Here is a 22,867-nt window from a genome sequence, read left to right as displayed (position 1 = left end):
CCATGGATATCACTCCATCCACAATGCGCAGCCTCTATACGGCCATTTCGACGGCCTTCAATACCCGGCTGGAATCGACTTCTACGCACTACAAGACCGTTGCCATGACGGTCAATTCCACCACGTCTGCCAATGAGTATCCACGTATGGACGATCTCCCTGGCATTCGTGAATGGATCGGTGATCGCATCGTTCACGATCTGTCGGCCCAGAACTACCTTATCCGAAACAAGGAGTTTGAGGGAACGATTGGTATCCGCCAGTCCCAGATCGAAGACGACCAGGTCGGCTTTCTTGCGCCCATGGCTGAGCAGCTCGGCCAGGATGCGGCGGAGTTTCCAGATCAGCTGGTGTTCCCGCTTCTCAAAAAGGGCGAAACCACCAAGTGCTATGACGGCCAGAACTTCTTCGATACCGATCATCCGGGTTACGATGAAGACGGCAAGGAAACGTCGGTCTCCAATTTCGCTGAGGGTTCATCTCCGGCTTGGTACCTGCTTGATGACAGTCGCGTCATCAAGCCAATCGTGTTTCAGGATCGCAAAAAGTTCCGCCTTATCCGCAAGGATCAGCCAACCGACGACACCGTGTTTTTCTCCGGCAAGGCCGTCTACGGCGTCGATGGTCGCTGCAACGCCGGTTACGGCCTTTGGCAGCTGATTTACAAGTCCAAGCAGCCGCTCAATGCCGAGAACTACGCTGCCGCCCGCGCCGCGATGACCACCATCCGCAAGCGCAACGGCCAAGTCATCTCCATCAATCCGCGCAAGTTGCTCGTTCCGTCCACACTGGAGGGTGCAGCCCGCAAGCTGCTGCTCAACGAGCTGGCCGCGAATGGAGAGAGCAACGAGTGGAAGGGCACGGCCGAGCCGGTCGTCATCCCGCTGCTGGCCTGATCCAGCGCGTCCCAAGAGTTCCGCCCGCACCGACAGCGGGCGGCGCATACCGGACTACCCCTGTCACTGCACTTGAACCCGGAGTTTTACCATGAGGAAAGTGGGTATTCTTTTCAGCAGCATGTTGGCGATGATGGCCGTCATGGCCTTCACTTCGATTGCCCCGGCATCGGCTGTTGATGTTCCCGCCTATGAGAAAATCCTCTCCAATCCTGTCGATTTCTATCTTGGCAACCACGAAGCGCTCGTGCCCGTCACGGCACTGGTGGCGACCGTCAGTCAGGATGCGAGCCGTCAACCGGCCTCTGGTCTGGCCTTCGTCGCGATGTTGCGACCGACAGATGTGTCGATCCTCGCCAAGTCGAAAAGCATGGATGTGCGCCTGCCACTTCCAGTTCCCCGAACGCTCATCGAATAGCTGATCGAGAAGAACTGAAAAGCACTCCCGCCATAACGGGCGGGAGGGTTTCTCAAAAGGGTCTCAAGGCCCCTTTGAAAAGCCCTGAAGAAACGGAGCAACATGATGGCGAAAGCTGCAAAGCCCACCGAAACCACCACAAAGGTACCCGCTGCCGAGCCGGTTGGTGGCCCTCTGCCAAACACCCCCGACAACACCGGTCACAACGGCGGTGCCGTCCAGGGTGACGCAACGACAACCAATACCTCCCCGGCGACTGCGACCAGTGACGGGACCGGCAATCCGGTCGGTCCCGTCAACGATCACACGGCGGCAGCTTCGGAGATCGACATCGATGCGATTGTCGCTGCATCCGTCCAGGCCGCGAAGGAAGCAGGCTTTGATTTCATCGCAGCTGCTGTTGAAGCCTACGTCGCCAAGCACGGCAAGTTTGCATGTAACGGCATTCGCATCACGGCAAAGGTCGAGGGCATCCGCCGTGGCGGTCGTCGTCACACCGGCACGAATGAATATTCGGTCACCGCATTTGAGCCTTTCCAGCTCAACCAGATTTTGGGCGATCCCGATCTGGTCGCGGAGCTGATCGAACTCGAAGACTAATAACGGGCCGCCGCTGAAACAGGCCATGACCCGGAAGCCGTCGCGGCAGGCGGCTTCCACCCCAACTGGAGAACGGCACTTGTACGCCACAGTCGCAAATATGGTCGAGCGTTTCGGCAACACGGAAATGGTCCGGCTCTCCATGCCGGAAGACCGTGAAACCGAAACCCTTGATCCGGCCAAGATCGAAGTTGCCCTGGCAGATGCCACGGCGCTGATCGACGGTTATCTGCGCGGCCGCTACAAGGTCCCGCTTGCCGAGGTTCCGAAAGACATCGTGCGCGCCGCTTGCGTTCTCGCCCGTTATGATCTTGCGAAGGGTGAGCGTACCGAGCCGACCGAACAGATGCGCCTTGAACGCAAGGAAGTCATTACCTGGCTGGAGAATATTGCCAAGGGGCTGATTTCCATTGAGGCCGCATCGGCCGGAAACTTTGGGAAGTCCAATGGCCCGCGCTTTTCCGGTCGTCCCGCCATATTCTCCGATGAATCGCTGAAGGGCTGGTGAGATGGCTGAACCCGAACTCACCAAAGCGCCGATCCGGGTCATGGAAGCCGCCATCATCGCGCGGCTGCGCCTCGCATTCCCGGAAAAGAAATTCCAGATCGATCGCGTTCCTGCCGTTCTGACCGTCAAGGAATTTGAACGCATCGTTCGCCTGAAGCCTTTCATTGGTCTTGCGTGGATGGGCCTTCAGCCCGATCGGGACCACGGCCGCTTGCTGTCGGGTGCTGCCAACTGGCGGCTTGTCCTGGTCGTGAAAGCATCGAGCAATCTTGATGCCCGCTTCAAGGGCGATCGGTTCGATATCGGCCTTGATGCCATGATCGACGTCTCGAGTGTCCTTTTGAGCGGCTGCACCTTGTCTGACATTGGCACTTGCACGGTCACACGTGCCGAAGCGGTCTATGCGGACGGATGGGCTGACGACGCCACCGTCCTTGCCCAGGTCGATTTCGATGTGCGCTTCACGTCGCCGCTTTCCGCCTTCCAGATCAAGACTGCCGACGATCTGAAATCGCTCGGCATCACCTGGATCACGAACGACGCGGAAGAACCCGTCATCACCGAAACCATCAACCCCGAGGAAAGCCATGCTTGAGAAAAAGCTGAAGCTCGCACCCGGCCGCACCGTGCCCATGGAAGATGGCCGCGACTGGCCTGAAGGCGGCGCGACGGTTCCCGTCACTCTTTATATACGCCGCCGCATCGCGGACGGCGATCTGGTCGAAGTTGGCGGCAAGGCCCCGGCCGCGCCAGTGCCGACCGGCACTGACAGCAGCGCGAACGACGACACGGCCGCGAAGGCCAGGAACGGAGGTAAATAATCATGGCTGACTTCGTTTTTGACGAAATCCCGACCGACTGGCGCTCTCCCGGCACCTATCTTGAGGTCAAGCCGAACTATCGCAACAAGGGGATTTTCGATTATCCGGTGCAGAACCTGATCATCGGCCTGAAGCTTGCGACCGGCACCTTGCAGCCTGGCACCATCACGGAAGTCGTTCGCGACACCGAAGGTCAGGCGCTGTTCGGTATCGGTTCGATCGGCGCCGAACAGGTGAAGGCGTTCCGCAAGGCCAACAAGACCCAAAGCCTCTTCGTCATGGCGATCGCTGACGATGAAGACGCAGTGAAGGCCAGCGGCACCATCACGTTTACCGGTGCTGTCTCGCAGGCTTTTGTCCTTCGCTTCAAGATTGCCGGTCAGCAGGTGCGTTTTACCGCGCAGTCCACTGCCACCGTCGCACAGCTGGCCGCATCGCTCGCCGCTGCGATCAACGAAAACGCCAGTCTGCCGGTTACCGCTGCGGCCGCTGCCGGTGTCGTCACTGTCACCAGCCGCCATGGCGGTGAAGTCGGCAACGATATCGATCTGCGCGTCGACATCGAGACGCAGCCGCTGCCGACCGGCCTCAACGTTGCAATCGGCAAGATGGCGGGCGGGTCTGGCAATCCCGATCTGACGCCTGTGCTCGATGTGATTGCCAACACCTGGTACACGGCGATCCAGCAGCCGTTCAGCGATCCGACCAATATGGGCGTGTTTGCAGACTTCCTGACCAATCGCTTCACCGCGATGTCGAAGCTCGATGCGCATGGTTATGTCGGCAAGAGCGGTACGTTTGCCGATCTCGGCACCTGGGGCCAGCTGACGAATTGCCCGTTCATGACGGCAGTGGGTCTGAATGGCTCTCCGACCAGCTCGTGGGTGTTGTCGGCGGCAGTCATGGGGCTTGCAAGCTTCCACCTTGCCAACGATCCGGCCCGCCAGTTGCGCTCGCTTGTTGTTCCCGGCGTTGACGCGCCGGGTGCTGCCGAGCAGTTCATCGAAACAGAGCGCGATCTTCTGCTGCGCCGTGGTGTATCGACCTTCGAAAGCCTTTCGGACGGTTCGGTCACCATCTCGCGCCTCATTACCACGTACCGGAAATCCAACCTCAACGTGGAGGATGATGCGTGGCTCGACATCATGGTGCCCGCCACCTTGTCGCGCATCCGCTACGACTGGAACTCCTACGTATCGCTGCTCTATCCGCGCGCCAAGCTCACGGATGATGACGACAGCGCGGCATTCGCGACCAATGTCGGCAATGACGAGGAACCCGGTTCATCGGTTGTCACACCGCGCCGTATGCATGCCTCCTGGGCGGGCCGCTGCCGCCGCTATGGCGATCTGGTCTGGATACAGAATGTCGAGGCCACCATCAAACAGAGCGCCTTCCAGCGTTCGCCCAGCGACAAGGACCGCCTCGAAAGCCGACAGCAGATCAACATCGTCGGCAATCTGATGGTGCTCGCCGGTTCGCTGGAATTCCAGGTCTAAAGGTAAGGAACGAGAACCATGGCACAGGTACTTGGCATTGTGGACATTGTCTGGCGGGGCCGAAACATCCCCGTCGAAAAGGGCGCGAAGATCAAGGTGGGTGGCATCAAGAACAATGCCGTCACCTATGGCCGCAAGGTCGGTCGCGCCCAGGAGTTCGAGGCTTCGGAAGTCACCGCAACAACGAACCTCGAAAAGGGACAGCGCTATGGCGGTCTCTGGGATGAGGGCGAAGGCGAATTGCAGGTTGTCTGCGATACCGGCCAGACCTTCATTTTCGCTGACGCCTTTCTGACCGACCATCCGGACATCACCGGCGGCGAAGGCGGCAAGATTGAACTCAAGTGGGCGGGCGGCGCTCCTGAAGAGGTGCTTTAATGGCTAAGAATGTTGTCGATCTCGATCTTACCGACGAAGAGCGTCCGGTCACGGACGCAGTGGTGGACCTGGACAGACCCGTTTCCACCAAGGCTGGCGTGGTCGCCGATGTCGATGAGGACATCGATCCGAATGATCGCCTGCCGGATCATGCCATCCAGAATGACAATGGCTCGGTCACGCTGCCCCTGCTTTATCCTCGGACACTGGAGATCAAGAAGGGCGGGAAAGTACGCGAGGAAAAATATTCCGAGCTGACTTTCCATCGTCTGACCGGCGCTGATCAACGGGCTATTTCCGCCACCTCCGAAGATTCGATGAACGTCGTCGCGTTTTCGCGTTCGACGCGGATCAGCCAGGCCATCATGAACGTGCTCTATGACAGGCTTGATGCGGCCGACATCACCGCATCTGCGCAGGTGCTGTCCTCTTTTTTGGCGAGTGGCCGGAAGACTGGCAAGTAATCCTCGGCGGGATCGCCGATGGATCGGGCTTCTCTGCCGCTGAACTCGACATGATGGATGCGGCAACCGCCACCTTCTGGTGGAACAGCATCATGGCGTATCGGAACAGGATCAAAGAGGCAGAGGGCTAGACCATGGCATCAAAATCAATGGCGCTCGATGTTCTGGTCCGGCTTCGCGATCAGCTCTCCAGTCCGATGCGTCGCCTTACTGGCAACCTTCAGAAATTGACCGGCTTTGCGCGCCGTATCGGGATACTCGGTACGGCGGTTGCCGCTATTTCGTTCATGGGGCCGGTTCAGGAAGCTGCAGCCTTCCAGCAACAGCTGCTCGACATTGCAGGCACCGCCGAACTCTCCGGCAAGGCCGCGTTTGATTTCGCGGCCAAGGCCAAGGTTGAGTATGAAGAACTGGCCCTTGTCATCGGTCAGGCGTCGGAAACGATTGCGGCCGGTGCAGGCCAGATGATTGCTGCGGGCGTAGATCAGAAGCTGATCGACGCCACCATTGGCGATATCGGCCGCGCTGCCACGGCTGCGAATGCGGAATTTTCCGACATGGCTGGCGTTGGCACCGCCATGCTCAACAACCTGAAGCTTCCCGCCGATCAGATGCGCGACAGTCTTGGTGCGCTTGTGATCGCCGGTAAGGAAGGTTCCTTCGAGCTGAAGGACATGGCGCAGCATTTCCCGCGCCTGACTTCGCAGGTGGCAAAGTTCGGCGTGAAGGGCCGCGAGGCTGTCAACTTCCTCGGCTCGGCACTCCAGATCGCCATGAAGGGAACGTCCGATCCGTCGATCGCGGCGAACAATCTTTCGAACTTCCTGTCGAAGGCACTGTCTGAGCGCACCATCAAGAACTTTGCGGGCATGGGCGTCGATATTCAGGCCGTCATGCTGGACGCTGCATCCAAGGGCATCAACCCGCTGGAAGCCATGCTGCAGAAGGTCGGAAAGCTCACCGGCGTCGGCGAAGAGCAGATCGGCAAATACATGAAGGCCGCAGAAAAGAACGGCCTCAAGGGTGCCGAGGCGCTTGCCTATGTTCGCCAGCAGCTGGAAGCGATCGGCGCAGCCAGCAAGGTTTCCGAACTGTTCTCCGATCAGCAGGTTCTGGATTTCATCGTGCCGTTCATGGCGAACGTCCAGGAATACAAGGACATCAAGGAGAAGGTCGCCGCCGCGACGGGTGCAGCGATCGATACCGATTTTGAGACACAAATGGCGGGCATGAACCGGCAGCTGACGATCCTCAACGAAATTGGCACACAGTCCATTCGCGAGGTCGGCTTTGCTTTCGGTGAATGGCTTCCGACCATCAATGAATGGCTGCTCGCCGGTATCCGCTGGGTGCGGCAGATTGATCAGGCAACAGGCGGTTGGATGAAAACCCTGCTGACTGGCGCAGGCGGTGTCGTTCTCCTGGTCACGGCGCTTGGCGCGCTCGGCCTTGTCCTTCCGATTATCGGTGCGGGGCTTGGTGCAATCGGCGCGTTGATCGGCGTGATCCTGTCACCGCTTGGCATTGTGATCGGCCTGCTGGCTGGCGCTGGCGTCCTGATTGCCAAGAACTGGGACAAGGTCGCGCCCAGGCTCATGAAGTTCTGGGACGGCCTGAAGGACCGCGCCTCCAAGGCATGGGAAGGCACGAAGCGTCTGTGGGGACAGGCACAGCCTTATCTTTCCCGCGTCTGGTCGCGCGTGTCGGACGGCGCGGTTCGTGCCTGGAACTATGTCGCGGATGCTGCGCCACGCGCATGGTCGCGGATTTCGAACGGTGCCCGCTCGATCTTCGCCAATATCAATTTTGACAGCCTGAAGGTTAGCAGTTTGAAGGTGCTTCAAAGCGTCTTCAACGGGCTCAAAACGGCCTGGGATGATTTGAAGGAAATCGGTTCCGGCATCGAACCATCACTGGCGCCGATCGGTGAAAGCCTCCGAAGCGCGTTTGCTTCGATGGGCGATACGTGGAACAGCCTGAAGGAACTCGGATCGGCGCTCGGTCTTCTCGGTACGAACCTCATGAAGCTTGCAGGCTTCAAGACGTCAGACGGCTCATTGAAGACGATCGGCAATTTCATTGGTGAGCTTGGCCAGATTGGTGGCAAGGGCATTGAACTGTTTGCAAAGTCGATTTCCATCGTCGTTCAGGGACTAGCCGATCTGGCCAAATGGGCGGCTACCGGCGAAAAGCCAAACTGGATCAGCATATTTCCTGACGCTGCAGGTCAGGCTGTCAATCTTCTTGCCACAGGAGTTGAAAAGCTCTGGAGCCTGTTGACGACACCCATTCAGATACCGGCCCTTGCATGGGACATGCTGTCGAGCGGATTTGACGTTGTGCGAGACAAGATTATGAGCGGCATTGACACCATTCTCGCAAAACTACAGTCGCTAGCAGCGGCAATAAAAAGTCTCTGGAGCGGTGCGACGGTCCAGCCGGGGCAAGCTCTTCCTAACGGAAGCACTTCGAACGGCAACCGGGATAGCACAATGGACGATTACCTGAAGGGGCCGACCTTGCGGCCATCTTCTCCCGCCAACTCCAATGAACCGGAAAAGCGCGCCAGTCTCTCAACGCCAACACGCCTTGCAGCTGTTGCCGGTCCGGCGCAGTCGGTCAATGTCGGTGGCGATATCCGCATCAAGGTCGATGGTCCGGGCAGGCTCGCAAGCGCCACGTCTGACAACAAGAATGTCGGGCTTACGACCGATCGCGGCCGCGTCATCGGCAGGGCATAGGTGTAATCATGATCTTCGACAGCATCAGCGACGTTCTGCCAGGACTGCTTCCAGCTTCATATCGTGGGATTTCGTTCCACGTGCCCGATACCTCAACACAGGTCGGCCGTCGCGTTGCCGAGCATCTGTTTCCCGGTATCGATCAGGCGGCGTATGACGATTTCGGCCTTGCAACCCAAACCGTCCAGGTTGAAGGGCTGATCGTCAGCGATTCCTATATTGCCCAGGCACAGGCTCTGAAGGCCGCGTTCGAGACACCGGGACCGGGTACGCTTATTCATCCATGGCTTGGCCCGATGCAGGTCATCATGGAAGACACGGCCGAGATTTCCTTCGCCGCGCACGAGCTGCGCGTCGTCCGCTTCAGCGCCACCTTCAAGCGCTATAATGGCATGGGACTTTCCGGCTTTGCTTCAACCGCCTCGGCATTGATCGGTGCTGCCCTTTCGCTTGTCTCGCTTGCCGCGTCTCTCACCACATCGACATCGAGGCGAACCCTGTCGCGGCTTCGCACCGACGCCACACAGCGCACCGCCCGACAGGTTGTTTCCTACTGGCAGTCCAGCGCCGGTCGGGCCTCTGCGATGATCTCCGCAGCCCTGCCGCAATCCTTGCCTGCCACGCCTGAAGCCTTGTCCAGCGCTGCCAGCTCGGTAACCGACATGATCGTCAATCTCGTTCCTGATCTCGCCGGAACACCGGCAGTTGCTCCGGCCGCAGAGGTAATCAGCTCCTCCACCGGCCTCTCTGCGCGTCAGGCGCTCGATATCAACGCCAGTGCCGGTGCTGCTTTTGTCGTTCTTGCCGGTGATACCGTATCGCGTCCGGACACGGTGCTGTTGGCCGGAACGGCGGGCGATGCGCTTGCCAAGGCTGGACAGCTTGCGGCCTATGTTGAGTTTGGATCGCGGGCGGAAGCAAGCGCGCTGCGTGATAGCCTGGTTGGTCAACTGGACGCCTATACCGATCTGCTATCCAGTCTTTCCGATTCCGATTTTGCAGCCGAGGCCAGTGCCACCATTCGTGCCACCCGCGATGTCCGCTTGTGCCTGATTGCGGATATCAATGAAGCGATCGGGCGTCTGCCAGCATCTCGGATTATCGAGACCGATCGACCTTCCGACGCTTTCCAGATCGCCAATCATATCTATGGTGACGATCCGTCCACGATCGAGGATGGCTACCTCTCGATCATCGAGCGCAACCGGCCGCGCCATCCAGCCCGCATTCCTGCGGGCCGCGTCGAGGTGACGGAATAATGGCGCGCTCGATCTGGCTGAAGGTGAACGGGCAGATATTCGACCAGTGGACGAATGCCAACATCACCCGCGACCTGAAGGATTTCAGCGGCTCCTTCAGCTTCGAACTGCGCGATTATAGCCGGGCGCTGTCCACCTTCGATTTTGCATCGCCTGCAAATGCGGTGTTCAAGCTGAAGCCCGGTATGGAAGCGGAAGCCTATGTCGAGGATCAGCTCGTCCTGAAAGGCTATATCGAAACCGTTTCGCCCGATATCGATGAAGAGCGCGCCATGGTCTCGATATCCGGCAAGGACAAGGCGGGCGATCTGGTCGACAGCACGGCCGCGCCGACTGGTCCTTCCGAATTTAACAACATCAAACTGGAAGAGGCGGTCAAGCGCATCGCAGAGCCATTCGGGCTATCCGTCCGCTCCGAGATCGATACCGGCGACGCATTCCCGCGCTACGGTATCGATCTTTCCGAAACCGGCTTGAGCGCCATCGACAAGGGTACACGCCAGCGCCATGCCCTTGTCATGTCGGATGGTGTCGGCGGTGTCGTCATCACCCGGACCGGAGCCAATCGCGCTCCGGCAGCACTTTCGCTGCCTGGGAACGTGAAAGGCTCCTCCGGCCAGTTCACCCATAAGGATCGGCATTCCAAGGTTATCGTGCGCGGTCAGTCGGAAAAGGCTGCTACCGTTCGCGACGGTCGTGCGGCACCGCTTCTGGGCGGCAGTGCTCCGATAAAGCCGGAAGACAGGGAAGCAACTGACGGTTCGGCAACTGAACGCGAACGGCGCGGCGTTGTCGCCAGTGGCGAGGCGACTGACGACGAAATCAGGCGCTATCGTCCGATTGTGCATCTGGCCCGCTCCAAGGCCGACGACAAGGGCTGCAAGGATGAAGCCGACTGGCGCATGCGTACCAAGCGCGGCGAGAGCGAGGAAATCTCCTATCGCGTTCATGGCTACAAGGCGAACGGGCGTCTGTGGCGCGTCAATGAAATGGTCGAGGTCTCCGATTCCTTTCAGGACGTGTTTCGCGACATGCTTATTTCCCGCGTGACCTTCCTGCAGCAGGAGGACAGCGGCTGCGAGACCGAAATCGCAGTCACGTCGCCGGAAGCATTCGACAACAAGCCTGTAAAGGGCCGTCGAAAGAACGTTAAGGGCCGCAAGAAGAGCGGCAAAAAGAGCAAGGGCAAGGGATCGGGCGGGCCGCTGGACGGCACTGCATCGGCCCTGTGACTTGGAACAACGTGAGGTCAACCATGGATCATGAAACTGCCAGCAAGGTTCGTGGGATCGTTCGCCGCGTCGTTCTGAAGAACGTCAATGACGATGGCGAAACACAGACCGCCTCTGTGGAAGTTGCTCCTGGCATCTGGCGCGACAAGGTCGAGATCATGCAGCCTTACGGGCTGGCGACCTCGGCACCGGAAGACGGCGCGCTCGCCGTAGCGGTGGCCATTGGCGGCAATGAGGATGACATCGTACTGTTGCCGGTCGGTAATCCATCCGCTCGTATGGGTGGGCTGAAGCCGGGTGAAACGGCACTTTATAATCAGCACGGCGACGGCATTCTTGTAGGTGCAGACGGAACCGTCAGCATTCAGGCCGGAGCGTCGATCGTTCTGAAGGTTGGTGGCGTTACCGTGACGGTCTCGCCGGGCGGTGTTGATATCGATGGCGGAACGATTACCCACGATGGTGTGGTGATAGACAAAACCCACATACACATTGGTGTGGTTCCCGGAAGCGGGACCAGTGGACCTCCCCAAGGTTAATCTGTTTCGTGCCCGCGTCGGTGGGCATGATGGTTTTCGCGCGCGCGCGATAGAACCGGGCCATGTTTTACGATGTGGCACTCATCTATGACCCGGAAACCCGCCGCGCTGATCTGGAGATCGGTGCGGATGGCGATCTCGTCATTGATGAAACCCCGATCACGCCGGTGCTTCTTTCTATCGGCCTTGATCGCCGCGCCAATCCAGACGATCCACTGCCCGAAGGTCGATCACAGTTTCTGACAGGGTCTGGCATCGATGTCCGTCGCGGTGCTGCTGCCGATGCGCTCGATCCCTATGGTGAGCGTATCGGTTCGCGTTGCTGGCTGCTTGATCGCGCCAAGGAAACCGAAACCACCCGCCTTCTTTACCAGAGCTGGCTTGCCGAAAGCCTTGAATGGGTGACCTCCGATACCGGCATTCCAGCCGAGATCGAGACGGAATGGGTCGCGCCGCAAATGCTCGGCTGGCGCGTCCTGGTCGATGATACCGCTCTTTCCGGCCGGAGGACTGCCTGATGCCTTGGCCCGTTCCATCCGCAAAGACCATCGCTGAACGTATCGCCTCGGCCATGGAGTTCAGCATTTCCGTTGTGCGGCCTCTGGTCGATCCACTGGCGATTTCCCGTGCCGTTCGTTCGGCACGCGGAACGCTCGCCATGATCGGCCGCGCCGTCGCACTGGAAGCGCGCGAGATCCACGATCATGTCGCATGGTGGGGCAGACAGTACTTTGTTGATACGGCCGAAGATGAGTTCGTCCCACGGCACGCCGATATCTGGGGCGTTGTCGCTCGGCCCGCGACCTTTGCCGTGGGTAAGGTCGATATTGAAGGTGCGGCAGGCACTCAGCTTCCCGCTGATCTGGAAATCGCCGGTTCGGATGGCACGATTTTCAAGACCACGGAAACAGCGGTAATCGGTGCCAATGGCGGCGTTTCGGTTTCGGTCATTGCAACAGTTGCCGGTCCTTCGGGCAATCTGGAAGCTGGCATCCGGCTGCGCACCGTGACCGCGTTTCCTGAAATCAACCGTATCGCGATCGCTGATGGCGGAATTGCCGGTGGCGCTGAGGCTGAAACGCCAGAAGAACTCGCTGCGGCCACCATGGCCTATATCCGCCAACGTCCACACGGCGGGGCTGGCTTCGACTACCGGATGTGGCTCCGCGAGAAATTCGACGTTCGCGCCGTCAAGCCCGAGACGGACTGGATCGGTCGCGGGTCGGTTGGTGTCATCGTTGCCATGAAGGACAATGCGTCCGCCCGCGCGCCGACTGAATCGGAAATGACCGAGATGCTTGCCTATCTGGGTGGCCCCGGTTCCTCTTCTGGCGTTCGTCCGGTCACGGCTCATGTCGTCATTGTGCCTGCTGAAATGCGGGCCATCCCGATCACCGTCCGCGTTCGGCCCGATACCATCGCAACACGCGCCGCCGTTGAAGAAGCATATGCGGCCTTTATCGCAACGATCGGCGATGAGAGCGACGATCAGAACGACAGCCCGATTGGTGCCCGCATCGAGCCATCACGTATATCCGAGGCGATCTCGGCCGCGTCAGGTGAATACGCTCACGATCTGATCGTCCCGTCAGCACCGTTCACACTGGATCGCGATCAGTATCCGCTTCCAGGTACGATTACATTTGAGGACCCGCAATGACCCGGCCGCAGTCCTCCATCCTTGCCAGTCTGATCGGCAAGCTGCCGCGTGGCTTTGCGCTTGGAAAGCGTGAAGGCGTTCTGGACGCCATCCTCAACAGCATCGCCAAGGTGCTTGTGCAGGCTGAAGCCGATGCGCAAAACCTGATGGATGAGGTCGATCCGCGCACTGCCAATGCCCTGTTGCCGGATTTCGAGCGTGTGCTTGGACCTGATCCCTGCGGGCGCGATCTGGGCAGCCAGACGCTTGAGCAGCGCCAGCGCCGAGCACACCAGCGCTGGATTGCCAAGGGCGGAGCCAGCATTCCCTATTTCGTCAAGCTCGCCGAAAGCCTTGGTCATACCATCGAGATCGAGGAATTCTGGCCTTCCAAGGCCGGAGTACTTCGCGCCGGTCAGGCGCTGATTGCCGATGGTGAGCAGTTCACGTGGCGTGTGAAGCTTCAGCTTATCTCGGAATGGATTTTCCGCGCTGGCGTCAATCAGGCCGGTCAAACGCTCGGCGGTATCGAACTCAGCGATGTCGAATGTGAGCTGCGCCGCCTGAAGCCCGCTCACACGCAACTTGTTTTCTCGTATCTGGAGACCTGACATGGAACGCATCAACGGTGCAGATACCGTCGATATTGGTGGAGGCCGCAGAGGCTTTCGCTCTCAGAATGCGCAGGCTGGCGTCAGCGGCACCGAAGTGACCGACAAGTTTCTCAATGACGTACAGGAGGAACTTTGCAAGGTCATTGAAGCCTCTGGCATCGTCCTGGACGAAGGCAACCAGCAACAGCTTTACGAAGCGCTTCTGCGCATTGTTGCTCCGGGCTTCGGCAATCGTGTCGCGTGGATGCCGGTGAAGTCCCTGACTGTCACTGCACCTCCGGCCGAGCCTGAAGTCGGTGAAGCCTATGTCATTCCAGCCAACGCGACCGGCGCGTGGGCGGGAAAGTCGCAGAGCATCGCTGAATGGACCGGAGCGGCCTGGAATATCTTCGCGGCCCGCAACGGCCACGCCGTGAGCCTTGCTGACGGCCGGGTATTCATGCGCCTCAATGGCGTTTATGCCGAACTGACTGCCAGCAAGACGCTTGCCGGTCTCATCAAGCTTGCCGCCGATCCGATGGATTTCGATGATGACAAGGGGGCCTTGACGCCGTCGGGATTGCGCCAGGCCGTTGTGCCGCCCGCTGGCCTCGACAATCTGATCTTCAATTCGTGGTTCACGCACTCGCGGCGGTTCCCAATTGCCTCCCGTCAAAACTTCACCTGGGCTTCAAACAGCTACTGGTTCGATCACTGGAAAAACGTCACGGGACAGGCCATCACGGCCACATGGGAAGTGAACGGCTTGAGCCAACCGCTTCTGACCTTGCCCGCTGGAGCCAAGATAAAGACCATCCTTGAAGCACCGAATTTTGACGCGGGCGTGCTGTCGGCGCTCGTAACCGAGGGGACCGTGGACATTACTTTTGCCGGTTCGCAGTTAGCGCCGACGACGATCCACCTTGACAAGAATGATGCGCAGTCGGGCCGAAAATACTGTGTTTTCGATTTCTCGAACTCGCCTATCGGCCCGAATCTCGAAATCACCATCGTGGCTGTGACCGCGATCAAGATCGGACGGCTGAAATGTGAGCGCGGGAAGAAGCCCACGCTCTACGCACCTAATCAGCCGTACATCGAGAGCATGATCCTTGATCGCTACTACCAGCGGCTTCGGCGACGCGTCACTTTCACCGCAACTGCGGCCAACCAGTACTTCAGCGACATGGTCATGTCCCGAAACGAAATGATGCAAGCACCACAGATTGGCTGGAATGTCTCGACTTCGTCCAACGCGAAAAGCATCGCTGCGGCCGCGTCCTATCCATCGGGCGTGCAGATTACCTTCCAATCGGTGGCGGCAGGCGATGTCGTGCTGGAATACGAAATCACCCTCGACGCGGACTTCTAGGAGCACTCGATATGAATTTCAGTGAGGCAAAAACGGCGTGGGTCGATGCGGACGGTGCGCTTCAATGGCGTTCAGATACCGGAGGCGGTGTCATTCCTGCAGAGCATCCATCTTTTGATGAAGCCCTTCAGGCGCTCGCCGACGCGGAAGTTGAAGTTGGCGACACTGATCCGGCAGTCACGCTCGACGCCATCAAGGCGGCGTTGAAGGCCGATGTCGATCAGGCTGCGGAAGTGGAACGCCTGAAGTACATTACGCCCGGCGACGGTCAGGCCATGACTTATCAGCAAAAGATTGCCGAGGCGAAGGCATTCAAGACCGCCACCGATCCACAGGCGCTGGATTATCCGCTTCTTTCGTCCGAAGTGGGCATTACCGCTTCGACGCTTGCGGAGGTCGCTGACGTCATTCTCGCTGCCTTCGCACAGTGGCAGTATATCGGCGCTGCGATCGAGAGCGCACGTCTTGGCGCGAAACGTGACATTGATGCTGCGGACGATGAAGTTGCAGCACGTGCCGTTGTCGAGGCTGTTACTTGGCCATCGGTGCAGGTGCAGCCATGACGGCCGTTATCGGTGTTTTGCTGGACGAGCTGCGCGGCCTGATGTCGGTCGAGCATGACGGCACCATCACATGGGATGAGCTTCAGGCGTTGAAGAATGAGCATTTCGGCCCTGACGCTGTTGCGATCGAGGTTTATCCGCCTCACAGCCATGTCGTGAACAGTCTGCCTATGCGCCATCTCTGGAAGCTTGGATCGGGCGAATATTGGCCCGATCTGACAGGCCAAAAGCTGGTCGGCGATCTGACCTTGCGTGATCGGGAAATCCTCACACGAACCGAACTGGAGTTTCTCAGCCAGAAGCCGAGCTAGGGACGGCCACGTCAATTCGTGGCAGCGGGGCAATCCGCCAAGATAGAACCCGCCCGACAGCCGTCAGAGATAACCGTCGCATCCTTGCCCATACGGGCAATTGCTTGTGACCGATTCTCGAAAGAACGTACATGAGCCAGAAGGCTGAATTTATAGCTGTTGATCCGGTTTCCCCACCAGCAGCCTATATCGGTGGCAAGCGTCAGCTTGCACGGCGCATCTGTGATCAGATCGCGTTAGCACCGCACTCTATATATGCGGAGCCGTTCGTCGGCATGGGCGGTGTGTTCTTCAGGCGCACCTCGGCACCTCGAGCCGAGTTCATCAATGACCGCTCTGGCGACGTGGTGAACCTGTTTCGCATCCTGCAGCGCCACTATCCGCAATTCATGGATACGCTGCGCTTCCAAATCACCAGCCGTCAGGAATTCGAGCGCCTGAAGGCCAGCGACCCGGCCACGCTCACCGATCTGGAACGCGCTGCACGCTTTCTGTACCTCCAGCGCCTGACGTTCGGTGGCAAGGTGGCTGGGCGATCGTTCGGTGTGAACCGTGACAGCGGCTCGCGTTTCAACCTCACTACGCTCGCACCACTTCTTCAGGACGTGCATGAACGGCTTTCTTCCGTGGTGATTGAAAACCTCGACTGGCAGGTGTTCCTTGATCGTTATGACCGGCCGGAAACGCTCTTCTATCTCGATCCGCCTTATTGGGGCACAGAGGACTATTACGGGAAGGAGCTATTCAACCGGGACCAATACGAGGTGATGGCCGAGCGGCTGGTGCGCATCAAAGGCCGGTTCATTCTGTCGATCAACGACGTGCCGGAAATCCGATCGATCTTTTCCGCCTTCAACATCGAGGACGTGACGCTGACCTACACGGCTGCTGGCGGCAAGGGCAAGTCGGTACGGGAAGTCATAATCAGCGGCGGCTCTTGACCATCCCTTCAAGCAGCCTTTAACGAGCCTCAAACTCAGTTCTTTGACATCGTAAAACTGTTGCCATCCGATCTTGCGCGCGCTGCCACGCGATTTTGCGCGCTACAGCAAATTACGCTTATCAAGTTTGACTGCTATTTGATTACTAGCATCAATATGGAAAATATGAAGAACAGCTAAATTATTGAAATAACTGGTGCCGCTTAGGTGACTCGAACACCTGACCCCATCATTACGAATTAGATCAGGCGAGTTTCCGGATTTTTCCAGTAGTTTCATATCTAGCTGAAAAACAAGGATAAAATTTGTTTGTCGACCTTTCCTGTTTCTTTCTTTTTCAGCCTGTAATAGGCTTCGGTGGCTACTGGGTGGCTACTAGAACGAAATTGATGGGGTCGGCTGATGCCTGTAATAAAAATAAACCAGAAGACGGTGAAAGCAATTATGACGCCGGAAAAGACGACATTCTACTACGATGAAACACTCGCAGGCTTTGGGATGAAAGTAGCACCGACTGGCACAAAATCATGGATCGTGGAATACCGACCAGGCGCTGGTGGACGCTCCGTGACAAAGAAGCGGATGCGCATCGGTGGAATTGAATTGTCGCCAGATCAAGCGCGAACTGCTGCGGAGAAAGTACTGGCATCGGTATCGCTGGGTGGCGATCCGGCTGCTGACCGGGCTGGCGAGCGGGCCGCACTGAGCGTTGCTGAGATTGCCGATCGCTTCATGCGTGATCACGTCAGGAAGAAGCGGAAAGAGAATAGCGTCGAGGGCTATGAGGGGATCATCGAGACCCACATAAAACCGGCCATCGGAAAGAAGGCCGCCGAAAAGGTGACGCGCGCCGATCTAACGAAGCTTCATAACAGGGTTTCGGAGAAGCGGGCCGATGGCACGGGCGGACCGTATGCCGCCAATAAGATGCTATCTGTGCTATCGAAGATGTTCAATTGGGCGGGCGATCTAGGCTTGATCAAGGAGGGGCTAAATCCAACCCAGAAAATAGAGCGCTTTGATGAAACTCCGCGCGAACGTTTTTTGACCGGCGAGGAACTGGAGCGCTTGGGTGCAGCGCTGATCGAGGCTGAGACAACCGGTATCCCATACGATGTAGAAGGCGACGGGGAGAACAGCCGGCATCGCAAGCAGGGGCATCAACGCCATGTCGTCTATGGCCCTCACATAACTGGCGCCATCCGCCTGCTGTTGCTCACAGGCTGCCGACTGCGGGAAATCCTCCATCTGCGCTGGTCAGAGGTGGACTTCGAGCGCGGCCTACTATTCCTGCCTGACTCCAAAACGGGCCGTAAAACGGTCGTGCTGTCTGACGCGGCGATCGAGGTGATAAAGTCGATATCCCAGGTTGGAGAATATGTTGTGGCCAGCGACAGCGCTGGCCTGCCAGACGAAAAACCGCGCCACGATATCAAAAAGCCATGGGCGATGATTTCCGCGCGTGCTGGTTTGAAGGGACTGCGAATCCACGACTTGCGCCACACATACGCTTCAATTGGGGCTGGAGGCGGTTTGGGGCTGCCGGTCATCGGGAAACTGCTTGGTCATTCGCAGGCATCGACGACACAGCGTTACGCGCATCTCGATGTCGATCCGGTGCGGCGGGCTGCTAGGCTCAGGACTCATTGCTTTCCGAGCCAGAATATAACGGCTGCTGCGAGATCTATTGCTGCACGGAACACGACCGGGCAGCGATCATAACGGGTAGCAATTCTTCGCCAGTCTTTCAGTCTGCCAAACATGATTTCGATACGATTACGCCGCTTGTATCGACGTTTGTCATACTTGATAGGCTTCTTACGGTTTTTGCGACCCGGGATGCACGGCTTTATCTCTTTGTCTTTTAACCGTTTTCTGAACCAGTCAGCATCATAGCCTCTATCGGCAAGAAGCCAGTCGACCTTCGGTAACGCCTCGATTAAGGCTGCAGCTCCGGTGTAGTCGCTGATTTGTCCCGCCGTGACGTGTAACCTGATGGGGCGCCCTTGCGCGTCAGTGACGGCATGCAACTTGGTATTCATGCCACCTTTTGTCCGGCCGATCAGTCGTCCATCGCCCCCTTTTTTAACCGTAGGCTTGAAGCCGTGCGGTGAGCTTTCAAATAGGTCGCATCCATCATGACAGTCTTTCCAACCGACGATTTGGAAGACAGACCTTCTAATATCTGAGCAAATATCCCCTTGTGACACCAACGGTTCCAACGATTATAGAGCGTTTTACAAGGCCCGTATTCCCGAGGGGCATCACACCACCGTAACCCATTGCGAAGAATGAAGATAATTCCACTCAAGACACGTCTGTCATCAACGCGTGGTCGTCCATGGCTCTTGGGAAAAAAGGGGCGAAGGCGTGACATCTGTCCTTCGCTCAGCCAGTAAAGATTGCTCATCGTTCAGTCTCCTCAAGCGAAACTGAATCAGCTCTTCATTCTCAAATCAATGGGTCCTGAGCCTAGATCATTATATGACGCAGCTGCTACTGGATAGCCGCATTGCGAAGCGTCAAGAAACCGTTGGTTTATCGCCTGCCGCCAAGGAGAACATCCGAACAAAGCTGCATCATCTACGAGAGGCGTTGGAACGCTCAGAATGCGACGAGCGTACGCGTGCGCGGCTTCGTGCACGCTTGGATGAATTCGAGAAGGATCTTGAAAAGAGCAGAATAAACATTCTTGCAGTCGCGCGGGTGGCGATAGAAATCCTCGCAGTTCCTGGTGCTTTGGCGGGCACTTATGACGTGTCAGTCAAGATGATTAATCAGATCATGCAGACTATCGGAAAAGAAAAAATTGACGAAGACGAACGCCGACGACTGCCACCAGTCGAAAAACCAGCTGCGCTTATTCCGCCTCGCGCAGAAGAGAAAAAGAAATCAGGCCCTGACTTCGGGCGTGGGTTCAGCCGCGATCTGGATGACGAGATTCCATTCTAGATATTTCATCTATCCGCAAAGATCGCGCCTGGCTTTGCTGGGGCGGTTTTGGCTTACACATAAAGCGTTTCAACGAGGAAGTCGCTACACCATAAAGCACGTGAAGACGAGAGCGGCAATTACGCCGCCCAATACTACGATACGATCTGAACAAGATCAATTTCTTCCCGGAGAGTCTTTTAAATGGGTACTGCTAACAAGCCCAGCCCCCGCTGGGCGGGTCATGAAGCCTTATTCCATGTAAGGTATATCTCCCCACTGAAACAGAACAGCAGGCGGTCCATATTCTCCAACGTGGGGATCTGCTTCGCGGCTCCACGCGACTACACCGACATGTTTGCCTTCCAGCGATTGCGCTGCACGTAACGCACGGCTCTCTGTTTCAAATGCCATGGGTTCGAACGCCGGAACCAACTCGCCGTCTGCATTACGGTCGAATGCTGCAACCACGATAAGCCGCGCATTGGTCATTTAATTTTACTTTCCGTTGGTGTTAAGGTCCAACTCCGGATTATTGTCCGCCTTGGTTTGGCTCTTCTTTTTTGAGAGACTGCCAGTTTTAGGTTCTGCAGGGCGGTCAGGAGTGCTCGTAAACTTAATGGCCATAATCGTTTCAAATCTCCATGAGAAATGTTGCTATTTTGTTCTCGTGACGCGTGTATGTCATATATTTTTGCACATGTCCAACGATTGCTAGAAGCACGGCATTGTTCAACACCAAAAGAGCTCGCGGTGATGTATATGCGCATGAACCTAATCATCCCGGAAATCCGTCAAATATTGCAAATCGGGTCATAACGAAGTTGTGTAAGCTCAACGCTACCGGCTATTGCGCAAGCCCTTTTTTGAGGGTGGCGGCATAATGCTCTCCATCTCTTGGCGTTGTTTTCGCAAGCGCAGCGTCTTGGCAACCCGCTCGTCTGCTTCCGCGTCGAGAATAGTACGCACGGCTTTATTGGTGCGTGAAGCGACCGACTCCCGAGAGGAAGGGACGGGCTTGAAAAGAGTATGTTTCGTAAAGGAGCCGCGTGGATCTTGGGGCAATTGTTGTAATCCTTTTTAAAGGTAAATAAAAAAGGTCGGGCAATGGCCCGACCCTAAGTCAAATTCTTTCGACAGTGCCAGTACATCCGTGGTCAAAGGAAAGAAAATCAGCGATTTAAGCAGCTTGCAGGTTGCAGGCCGACATTTTGCCGGACTTGCGATCCTGCTCCAGATCATAAGTAAGCTTCTGGCCTTCGGTCAGCGAGTACATACCTGCGCGTTCAACCGCAGAGATATGAACAAACGCATCGCCGCCGCCATTCTCAGGCTGAATAAACCCAAAGCCCTTTGCTGTATTAAACCATTTAACTGTGCCGGTGTTCATTGGAACCCCTCTCATAGAAATATTGATAGCTGCATTTGAAACAAACGCAGAGATGAAACGATTTTTTAAAGGGAGTTTTCGTCAACGCACGGCGCTAATCGTGCAGAAAGTTAAGCTCAACAAGAAAATCTCGATGCCATCTTTTAGCAATTTTAATAATGTTTGTCAAATTTTTAATATGGTTCAGCTAATTTAAATTATAAAAATACTTAAATATCTTAACATTCCCGTTGTTTTTACGGGGGGTATAACGATTTCAATTTATTATTTGAGAGGCCCTATTTGGGCCCCACCAAACAATAATGGTTAAGCCGTGCCATAAGCGGAAGACGCTTCCGTCCGCGGACCTGGGATCGTTTGAATGTCGCCCATTACTCCAGCCATAAAACTCTTCAGAATTAACGCTGACTCATTATAATGGGGTCCTGGTAGGGGCTTCATCCTGGACGTGAGATAGCCGGCCTTAATAATCATCTGCTTTAGAATGCGATGGTTTGAGTGAAAATCGCCATTATAGATAATGGAAGACATAGCGTCCTCCTTTCAAATTGCGGGCAAGGGCAATTCAACCCGTGTCAGCGAAGCCCGTAATCAATTAAATCGCTGACAACCCATGGTGGACGGATAGTGCCTGGATAGCAAGCGAACAATTAAGGTGACTTAGGGGCAGTGTATCCAATGTCCTGACGCAAACGCAAGGATTTCGTCCGCGCTGGGCTGACTCTACCTAAAAAGAACCCCGCAGCATCAAGGTGCGGGGTTGGAAGTCATATGTCATCGGCAAGCAAATTTTATTCCTCGAAAGGAGAAAATCAAGCCGCGATTCACTCGCGATGTTTTCTCTCCGCAGCCTCCAAGCGCGCCAAAAGCTCCGAAATCGTGTTTTCATTATTGTTGGAGCATGTCACCGCAAAACCGTCTTTCAACGCCTCTGCTATAGCTTGCGATGGAAGATCACGACGTCTCACGCCGGCAGCAAATCGTCTCACCGAATGGCATAGTTCTGTTTGGTTTGTCATGCACCCAACGCCGCAATCATTTTCAGCATAACGAGCTAGCGGTGGCTATGTTCCAATAACGAGCACACCGAAATATATATTCTGCAAAGCCCGTAAATCTCCCAACCAGTAAGGCCACGCCTGGAAAAGGTGGGTACTAGCAGTGGACGCCTGCTCGGCTCGGAAAATTATGTAGGCATAAAAATTCACTTCGGCGCCGCAAGACAACTCAGAATTAAAATGAATAAAGAATTCGCGCGAAAGTAGATTGCGTTGGTGCTATAATCAAAATCCAACGCATAATTATGTGCGTTCGATCATTGAAGATCGGATACCATCATGAACAAGTTTGAATGGTTAAAGCCCGCACTCGGCGGCGCATCGGTTGGTGCCATTGCAGCAATTGCTATCGGGTTTTCCGTAGGTGGATGGGTCACACAAGGCACTTCTGAGCGCCGGATTGCATCCAACATATCCGACGGTGTGGCGCTTGCGCTGACACCTTACTGTCTTGAAAAATCAAGAAACGATCCGGCTGTTGTGAACATCCTGGCTGAGTTTAAGGCTGCCCCAGCTTACTCTCGCCGTACTCTTATTGAGAAGTCAGGTTGGGCCACACCGTTGGGAGCACAGCAACCCAATACCGCGCTCGCTACTGCGTGCGGCAATGAACTCGCCAAGGCGCTTTAGTGTGGCGGGGAAGCCTAATGAGGAGGCTATCATGAAAAAACAACGTAATCGTAACATTGGATTGGAAACTATTTCTGTACGCCC

At 56.6% G+C, this 22,867-nt stretch carries 26 protein-coding genes; 23 read left to right on the top strand and 3 right to left on the bottom strand.

Annotated elements, in window-relative coordinates:
• Window positions 1-2 precede the first annotated feature (2 nt).
• The 21 genes from MKS82_RS22185 (at window position 3) to MKS82_RS22085 (ending at window position 18,496) form a co-directional block, all read left to right on the top strand.
• The gene (locus tag MKS82_RS22185; RefSeq protein WP_240579270.1) at window positions 3-896 is read left to right on the top strand and encodes a Mu-like prophage major head subunit gpT family protein; all 894 of its coding nucleotides are present in this window, start codon (window positions 3-5) and stop codon (window positions 894-896) included.
• A 91-nt stretch (window positions 897-987) separates the two neighbouring features.
• On the top strand, window positions 988-1,314 hold the full coding sequence (locus tag MKS82_RS22180) for a hypothetical protein (protein WP_240579269.1): 327 nt from the start codon (window positions 988-990) through the stop codon (window positions 1,312-1,314).
• Between the two features lie 105 nt (window positions 1,315-1,419).
• Window positions 1,420-1,914 carry a hypothetical protein gene (locus MKS82_RS22175; protein ID WP_240579268.1) on the top strand — a complete coding sequence of 165 codons (495 nt, stop codon included), beginning with the start codon at window positions 1,420-1,422 and terminating at the stop codon, window positions 1,912-1,914.
• Window positions 1,915-1,993: 79 nt separating this feature from the next.
• A complete protein-coding gene (locus MKS82_RS22170; protein WP_094543818.1) occupies window positions 1,994-2,422 on the top strand; it encodes a gp436 family protein in 429 nt (142 codons plus the stop codon).
• A 1-nt stretch (window position 2,423) separates the two neighbouring features.
• The gene (locus tag MKS82_RS22165) at window positions 2,424-3,017 is read left to right on the top strand and encodes a hypothetical protein (protein WP_125335768.1); all 594 of its coding nucleotides are present in this window, start codon (window positions 2,424-2,426) and stop codon (window positions 3,015-3,017) included.
• Entirely contained in the window at window positions 3,010-3,243 is a 234-nt protein-coding gene (locus tag MKS82_RS22160) for a DUF2635 domain-containing protein (protein ID WP_240579267.1), read from the top strand. The genes MKS82_RS22165 and MKS82_RS22160 overlap by 8 nt, the downstream gene beginning before the upstream one ends.
• 2 nt (window positions 3,244-3,245) lie before the next feature.
• Window positions 3,246-4,742 carry a phage tail protein gene (locus MKS82_RS22155; RefSeq protein ID WP_240579266.1) on the top strand — a complete coding sequence of 499 codons (1,497 nt, stop codon included), beginning with the start codon at window positions 3,246-3,248 and terminating at the stop codon, window positions 4,740-4,742.
• A gap of 18 nt (window positions 4,743-4,760) precedes the next feature.
• A complete protein-coding gene (locus MKS82_RS22150) occupies window positions 4,761-5,120 on the top strand; it encodes a phage tail tube protein (protein WP_094543814.1) in 360 nt (119 codons plus the stop codon).
• Window positions 5,120-5,584, top strand: a complete 465-nt coding sequence (locus MKS82_RS22145; protein WP_094543729.1) for a hypothetical protein — start codon at window positions 5,120-5,122, stop codon at window positions 5,582-5,584. Before MKS82_RS22150 ends, MKS82_RS22145 begins: the two co-directional genes overlap by 1 nt.
• A gap of 134 nt (window positions 5,585-5,718) precedes the next feature.
• Window positions 5,719-8,325: a phage tail tape measure protein gene (locus tag MKS82_RS22140; RefSeq protein WP_240579265.1), complete on the top strand. Its 2,607-nt coding sequence runs from the start codon at window positions 5,719-5,721 to the stop codon at window positions 8,323-8,325.
• An 8-nt stretch (window positions 8,326-8,333) separates the two neighbouring features.
• On the top strand, window positions 8,334-9,584 hold the full coding sequence (locus MKS82_RS22135; RefSeq protein WP_240579264.1) for a DNA circularization N-terminal domain-containing protein: 1,251 nt from the start codon (window positions 8,334-8,336) through the stop codon (window positions 9,582-9,584).
• Window positions 9,584-10,816, top strand: coding sequence for a phage baseplate assembly protein (locus tag MKS82_RS22130; RefSeq protein WP_240579263.1), 1,233 nt, complete (start codon window positions 9,584-9,586; stop codon window positions 10,814-10,816). The genes MKS82_RS22135 and MKS82_RS22130 overlap by 1 nt, the downstream gene beginning before the upstream one ends.
• 23 nt (window positions 10,817-10,839) lie before the next feature.
• Window positions 10,840-11,355 carry a phage baseplate assembly protein domain-containing protein gene (locus tag MKS82_RS22125; protein ID WP_094543809.1) on the top strand — a complete coding sequence of 172 codons (516 nt, stop codon included), beginning with the start codon at window positions 10,840-10,842 and terminating at the stop codon, window positions 11,353-11,355.
• A gap of 62 nt (window positions 11,356-11,417) precedes the next feature.
• Window positions 11,418-11,873 carry a phage GP46 family protein gene (locus MKS82_RS22120; RefSeq protein WP_240579262.1) on the top strand — a complete coding sequence of 152 codons (456 nt, stop codon included), beginning with the start codon at window positions 11,418-11,420 and terminating at the stop codon, window positions 11,871-11,873.
• The gene (locus tag MKS82_RS22115) at window positions 11,873-13,015 is read left to right on the top strand and encodes a baseplate J/gp47 family protein (protein ID WP_240579261.1); all 1,143 of its coding nucleotides are present in this window, start codon (window positions 11,873-11,875) and stop codon (window positions 13,013-13,015) included. The genes MKS82_RS22120 and MKS82_RS22115 overlap by 1 nt, the downstream gene beginning before the upstream one ends.
• Complete coding sequence (locus tag MKS82_RS22110; RefSeq protein WP_240579260.1) at window positions 13,012-13,605, top strand: putative phage tail protein; 594 nt, start codon at window positions 13,012-13,014, stop codon at window positions 13,603-13,605. Before MKS82_RS22115 ends, MKS82_RS22110 begins: the two co-directional genes overlap by 4 nt.
• Before the next feature lies 1 nt (window position 13,606).
• Complete coding sequence (locus tag MKS82_RS22105) at window positions 13,607-14,959, top strand: DUF2793 domain-containing protein (protein WP_240579259.1); 1,353 nt, start codon at window positions 13,607-13,609, stop codon at window positions 14,957-14,959.
• Window positions 14,960-14,970: 11 nt separating this feature from the next.
• Window positions 14,971-15,522 (top strand): hypothetical protein, encoded by a 552-nt coding sequence (locus MKS82_RS22100; RefSeq protein WP_240579258.1) that lies wholly within the window; start codon window positions 14,971-14,973, stop codon window positions 15,520-15,522.
• Entirely contained in the window at window positions 15,519-15,833 is a 315-nt protein-coding gene (locus MKS82_RS22095; RefSeq protein WP_240579257.1) for a DUF7694 domain-containing protein, read from the top strand. The genes MKS82_RS22100 and MKS82_RS22095 overlap by 4 nt, the downstream gene beginning before the upstream one ends.
• A gap of 131 nt (window positions 15,834-15,964) precedes the next feature.
• Window positions 15,965-16,774: a DNA adenine methylase gene (locus MKS82_RS22090; protein ID WP_240579256.1), complete on the top strand. Its 810-nt coding sequence runs from the start codon at window positions 15,965-15,967 to the stop codon at window positions 16,772-16,774.
• Between the two features lie 402 nt (window positions 16,775-17,176).
• Window positions 17,177-18,496: a tyrosine-type recombinase/integrase gene (locus MKS82_RS22085; RefSeq protein WP_240579255.1), complete on the top strand. Its 1,320-nt coding sequence runs from the start codon at window positions 17,177-17,179 to the stop codon at window positions 18,494-18,496.
• On the opposite strand, the gene MKS82_RS22080 is transcribed toward MKS82_RS22085, so the two are convergent.
• A protein-coding gene (locus MKS82_RS22080) for an IS5 family transposase (RefSeq protein ID WP_100652673.1) occupies window positions 18,418-19,184 on the bottom strand; the annotation gives its coding sequence in 2 pieces (ribosomal slippage) (window positions 18,418-18,861 and window positions 18,864-19,184; 765 coding nt in all). The genes MKS82_RS22085 and MKS82_RS22080 overlap by 79 nt on opposite strands.
• Before the next feature lie 74 nt (window positions 19,185-19,258).
• Between MKS82_RS22080 and MKS82_RS22075 the strand changes: the two genes are divergently transcribed.
• Window positions 19,259-19,726 carry a hypothetical protein gene (locus MKS82_RS22075; RefSeq protein WP_240579254.1) on the top strand — a complete coding sequence of 156 codons (468 nt, stop codon included), beginning with the start codon at window positions 19,259-19,261 and terminating at the stop codon, window positions 19,724-19,726.
• A 231-nt stretch (window positions 19,727-19,957) separates the two neighbouring features.
• On the opposite strand, the gene MKS82_RS22070 is transcribed toward MKS82_RS22075, so the two are convergent.
• Window positions 19,958-20,197: a hypothetical protein gene (locus MKS82_RS22070; protein ID WP_109989349.1), complete on the bottom strand. Its 240-nt coding sequence runs from the start codon at window positions 20,195-20,197 to the stop codon at window positions 19,958-19,960.
• Window positions 20,198-20,885: 688 nt separating this feature from the next.
• A complete protein-coding gene (locus MKS82_RS22065) occupies window positions 20,886-21,095 on the bottom strand; it encodes a cold-shock protein (protein ID WP_010661715.1) in 210 nt (69 codons plus the stop codon).
• A 1,337-nt stretch (window positions 21,096-22,432) separates the two neighbouring features.
• Between MKS82_RS22065 and MKS82_RS22060 the strand changes: the two genes are divergently transcribed.
• The gene (locus MKS82_RS22060) at window positions 22,433-22,783 is read left to right on the top strand and encodes a hypothetical protein (protein WP_109989351.1); all 351 of its coding nucleotides are present in this window, start codon (window positions 22,433-22,435) and stop codon (window positions 22,781-22,783) included.
• Window positions 22,784-22,867: the final 84 nt, after the last annotated feature.

It is taken from the genome of Ochrobactrum sp. A-1 (assembly GCF_022488005.1).
In the GTDB taxonomy this organism is placed as follows: Bacteria; Pseudomonadota; Alphaproteobacteria; order Rhizobiales; family Rhizobiaceae; genus Brucella.
This window is presented reverse-complemented; position numbering and strand designations above follow the sequence as displayed.

Excerpts from the sequence above, each read along its gene's own strand:
- MKS82_RS22095 (WP_240579257.1), top strand. The coding sequence starts at position 15,519 with ATGACGGCCGTTATCGGTGTTTTGCTGGACGAGCTGCGCGGCCTGATG.
- MKS82_RS22060 (WP_109989351.1), top strand. The coding sequence starts at position 22,433 with ATGAACAAGTTTGAATGGTTAAAGCCCGCACTCGGCGGCGCATCGGTT.
- MKS82_RS22085 (WP_240579255.1), top strand. The coding sequence starts at position 17,177 with ATGCCTGTAATAAAAATAAACCAGAAGACGGTGAAAGCAATTATGACG.
- MKS82_RS22140 (WP_240579265.1), top strand. The coding sequence starts at position 5,719 with ATGGCATCAAAATCAATGGCGCTCGATGTTCTGGTCCGGCTTCGCGAT.
- MKS82_RS22075 (WP_240579254.1), top strand. The coding sequence starts at position 19,259 with ATGACGCAGCTGCTACTGGATAGCCGCATTGCGAAGCGTCAAGAAACC.
- MKS82_RS22110 (WP_240579260.1), top strand. The coding sequence starts at position 13,012 with ATGACCCGGCCGCAGTCCTCCATCCTTGCCAGTCTGATCGGCAAGCTG.
- MKS82_RS22070 (WP_109989349.1), bottom strand. The coding sequence starts at position 20,197 with ATGACCAATGCGCGGCTTATCGTGGTTGCAGCATTCGACCGTAATGCA.
- MKS82_RS22090 (WP_240579256.1), top strand. The coding sequence starts at position 15,965 with ATGAGCCAGAAGGCTGAATTTATAGCTGTTGATCCGGTTTCCCCACCA.
- MKS82_RS22135 (WP_240579264.1), top strand. The coding sequence starts at position 8,334 with ATGATCTTCGACAGCATCAGCGACGTTCTGCCAGGACTGCTTCCAGCT.
- MKS82_RS22160 (WP_240579267.1), top strand. The coding sequence starts at position 3,010 with ATGCTTGAGAAAAAGCTGAAGCTCGCACCCGGCCGCACCGTGCCCATG.
- MKS82_RS22065 (WP_010661715.1), bottom strand. The coding sequence starts at position 21,095 with ATGAACACCGGCACAGTTAAATGGTTTAATACAGCAAAGGGCTTTGGG.
- MKS82_RS22125 (WP_094543809.1), top strand. The coding sequence starts at position 10,840 with ATGGATCATGAAACTGCCAGCAAGGTTCGTGGGATCGTTCGCCGCGTC.
- MKS82_RS22115 (WP_240579261.1), top strand. The coding sequence starts at position 11,873 with ATGCCTTGGCCCGTTCCATCCGCAAAGACCATCGCTGAACGTATCGCC.
- MKS82_RS22175 (WP_240579268.1), top strand. The coding sequence starts at position 1,420 with ATGGCGAAAGCTGCAAAGCCCACCGAAACCACCACAAAGGTACCCGCT.
- MKS82_RS22120 (WP_240579262.1), top strand. The coding sequence starts at position 11,418 with ATGTTTTACGATGTGGCACTCATCTATGACCCGGAAACCCGCCGCGCT.
- MKS82_RS22145 (WP_094543729.1), top strand. The coding sequence starts at position 5,120 with ATGGCTAAGAATGTTGTCGATCTCGATCTTACCGACGAAGAGCGTCCG.
- MKS82_RS22165 (WP_125335768.1), top strand. The coding sequence starts at position 2,424 with ATGGCTGAACCCGAACTCACCAAAGCGCCGATCCGGGTCATGGAAGCC.
- MKS82_RS22105 (WP_240579259.1), top strand. The coding sequence starts at position 13,607 with ATGGAACGCATCAACGGTGCAGATACCGTCGATATTGGTGGAGGCCGC.
- MKS82_RS22185 (WP_240579270.1), top strand. The coding sequence starts at position 3 with ATGGATATCACTCCATCCACAATGCGCAGCCTCTATACGGCCATTTCG.
- MKS82_RS22130 (WP_240579263.1), top strand. The coding sequence starts at position 9,584 with ATGGCGCGCTCGATCTGGCTGAAGGTGAACGGGCAGATATTCGACCAG.
- MKS82_RS22150 (WP_094543814.1), top strand. The coding sequence starts at position 4,761 with ATGGCACAGGTACTTGGCATTGTGGACATTGTCTGGCGGGGCCGAAAC.
- MKS82_RS22155 (WP_240579266.1), top strand. The coding sequence starts at position 3,246 with ATGGCTGACTTCGTTTTTGACGAAATCCCGACCGACTGGCGCTCTCCC.
- MKS82_RS22180 (WP_240579269.1), top strand. The coding sequence starts at position 988 with ATGAGGAAAGTGGGTATTCTTTTCAGCAGCATGTTGGCGATGATGGCC.
- MKS82_RS22100 (WP_240579258.1), top strand. The coding sequence starts at position 14,971 with ATGAATTTCAGTGAGGCAAAAACGGCGTGGGTCGATGCGGACGGTGCG.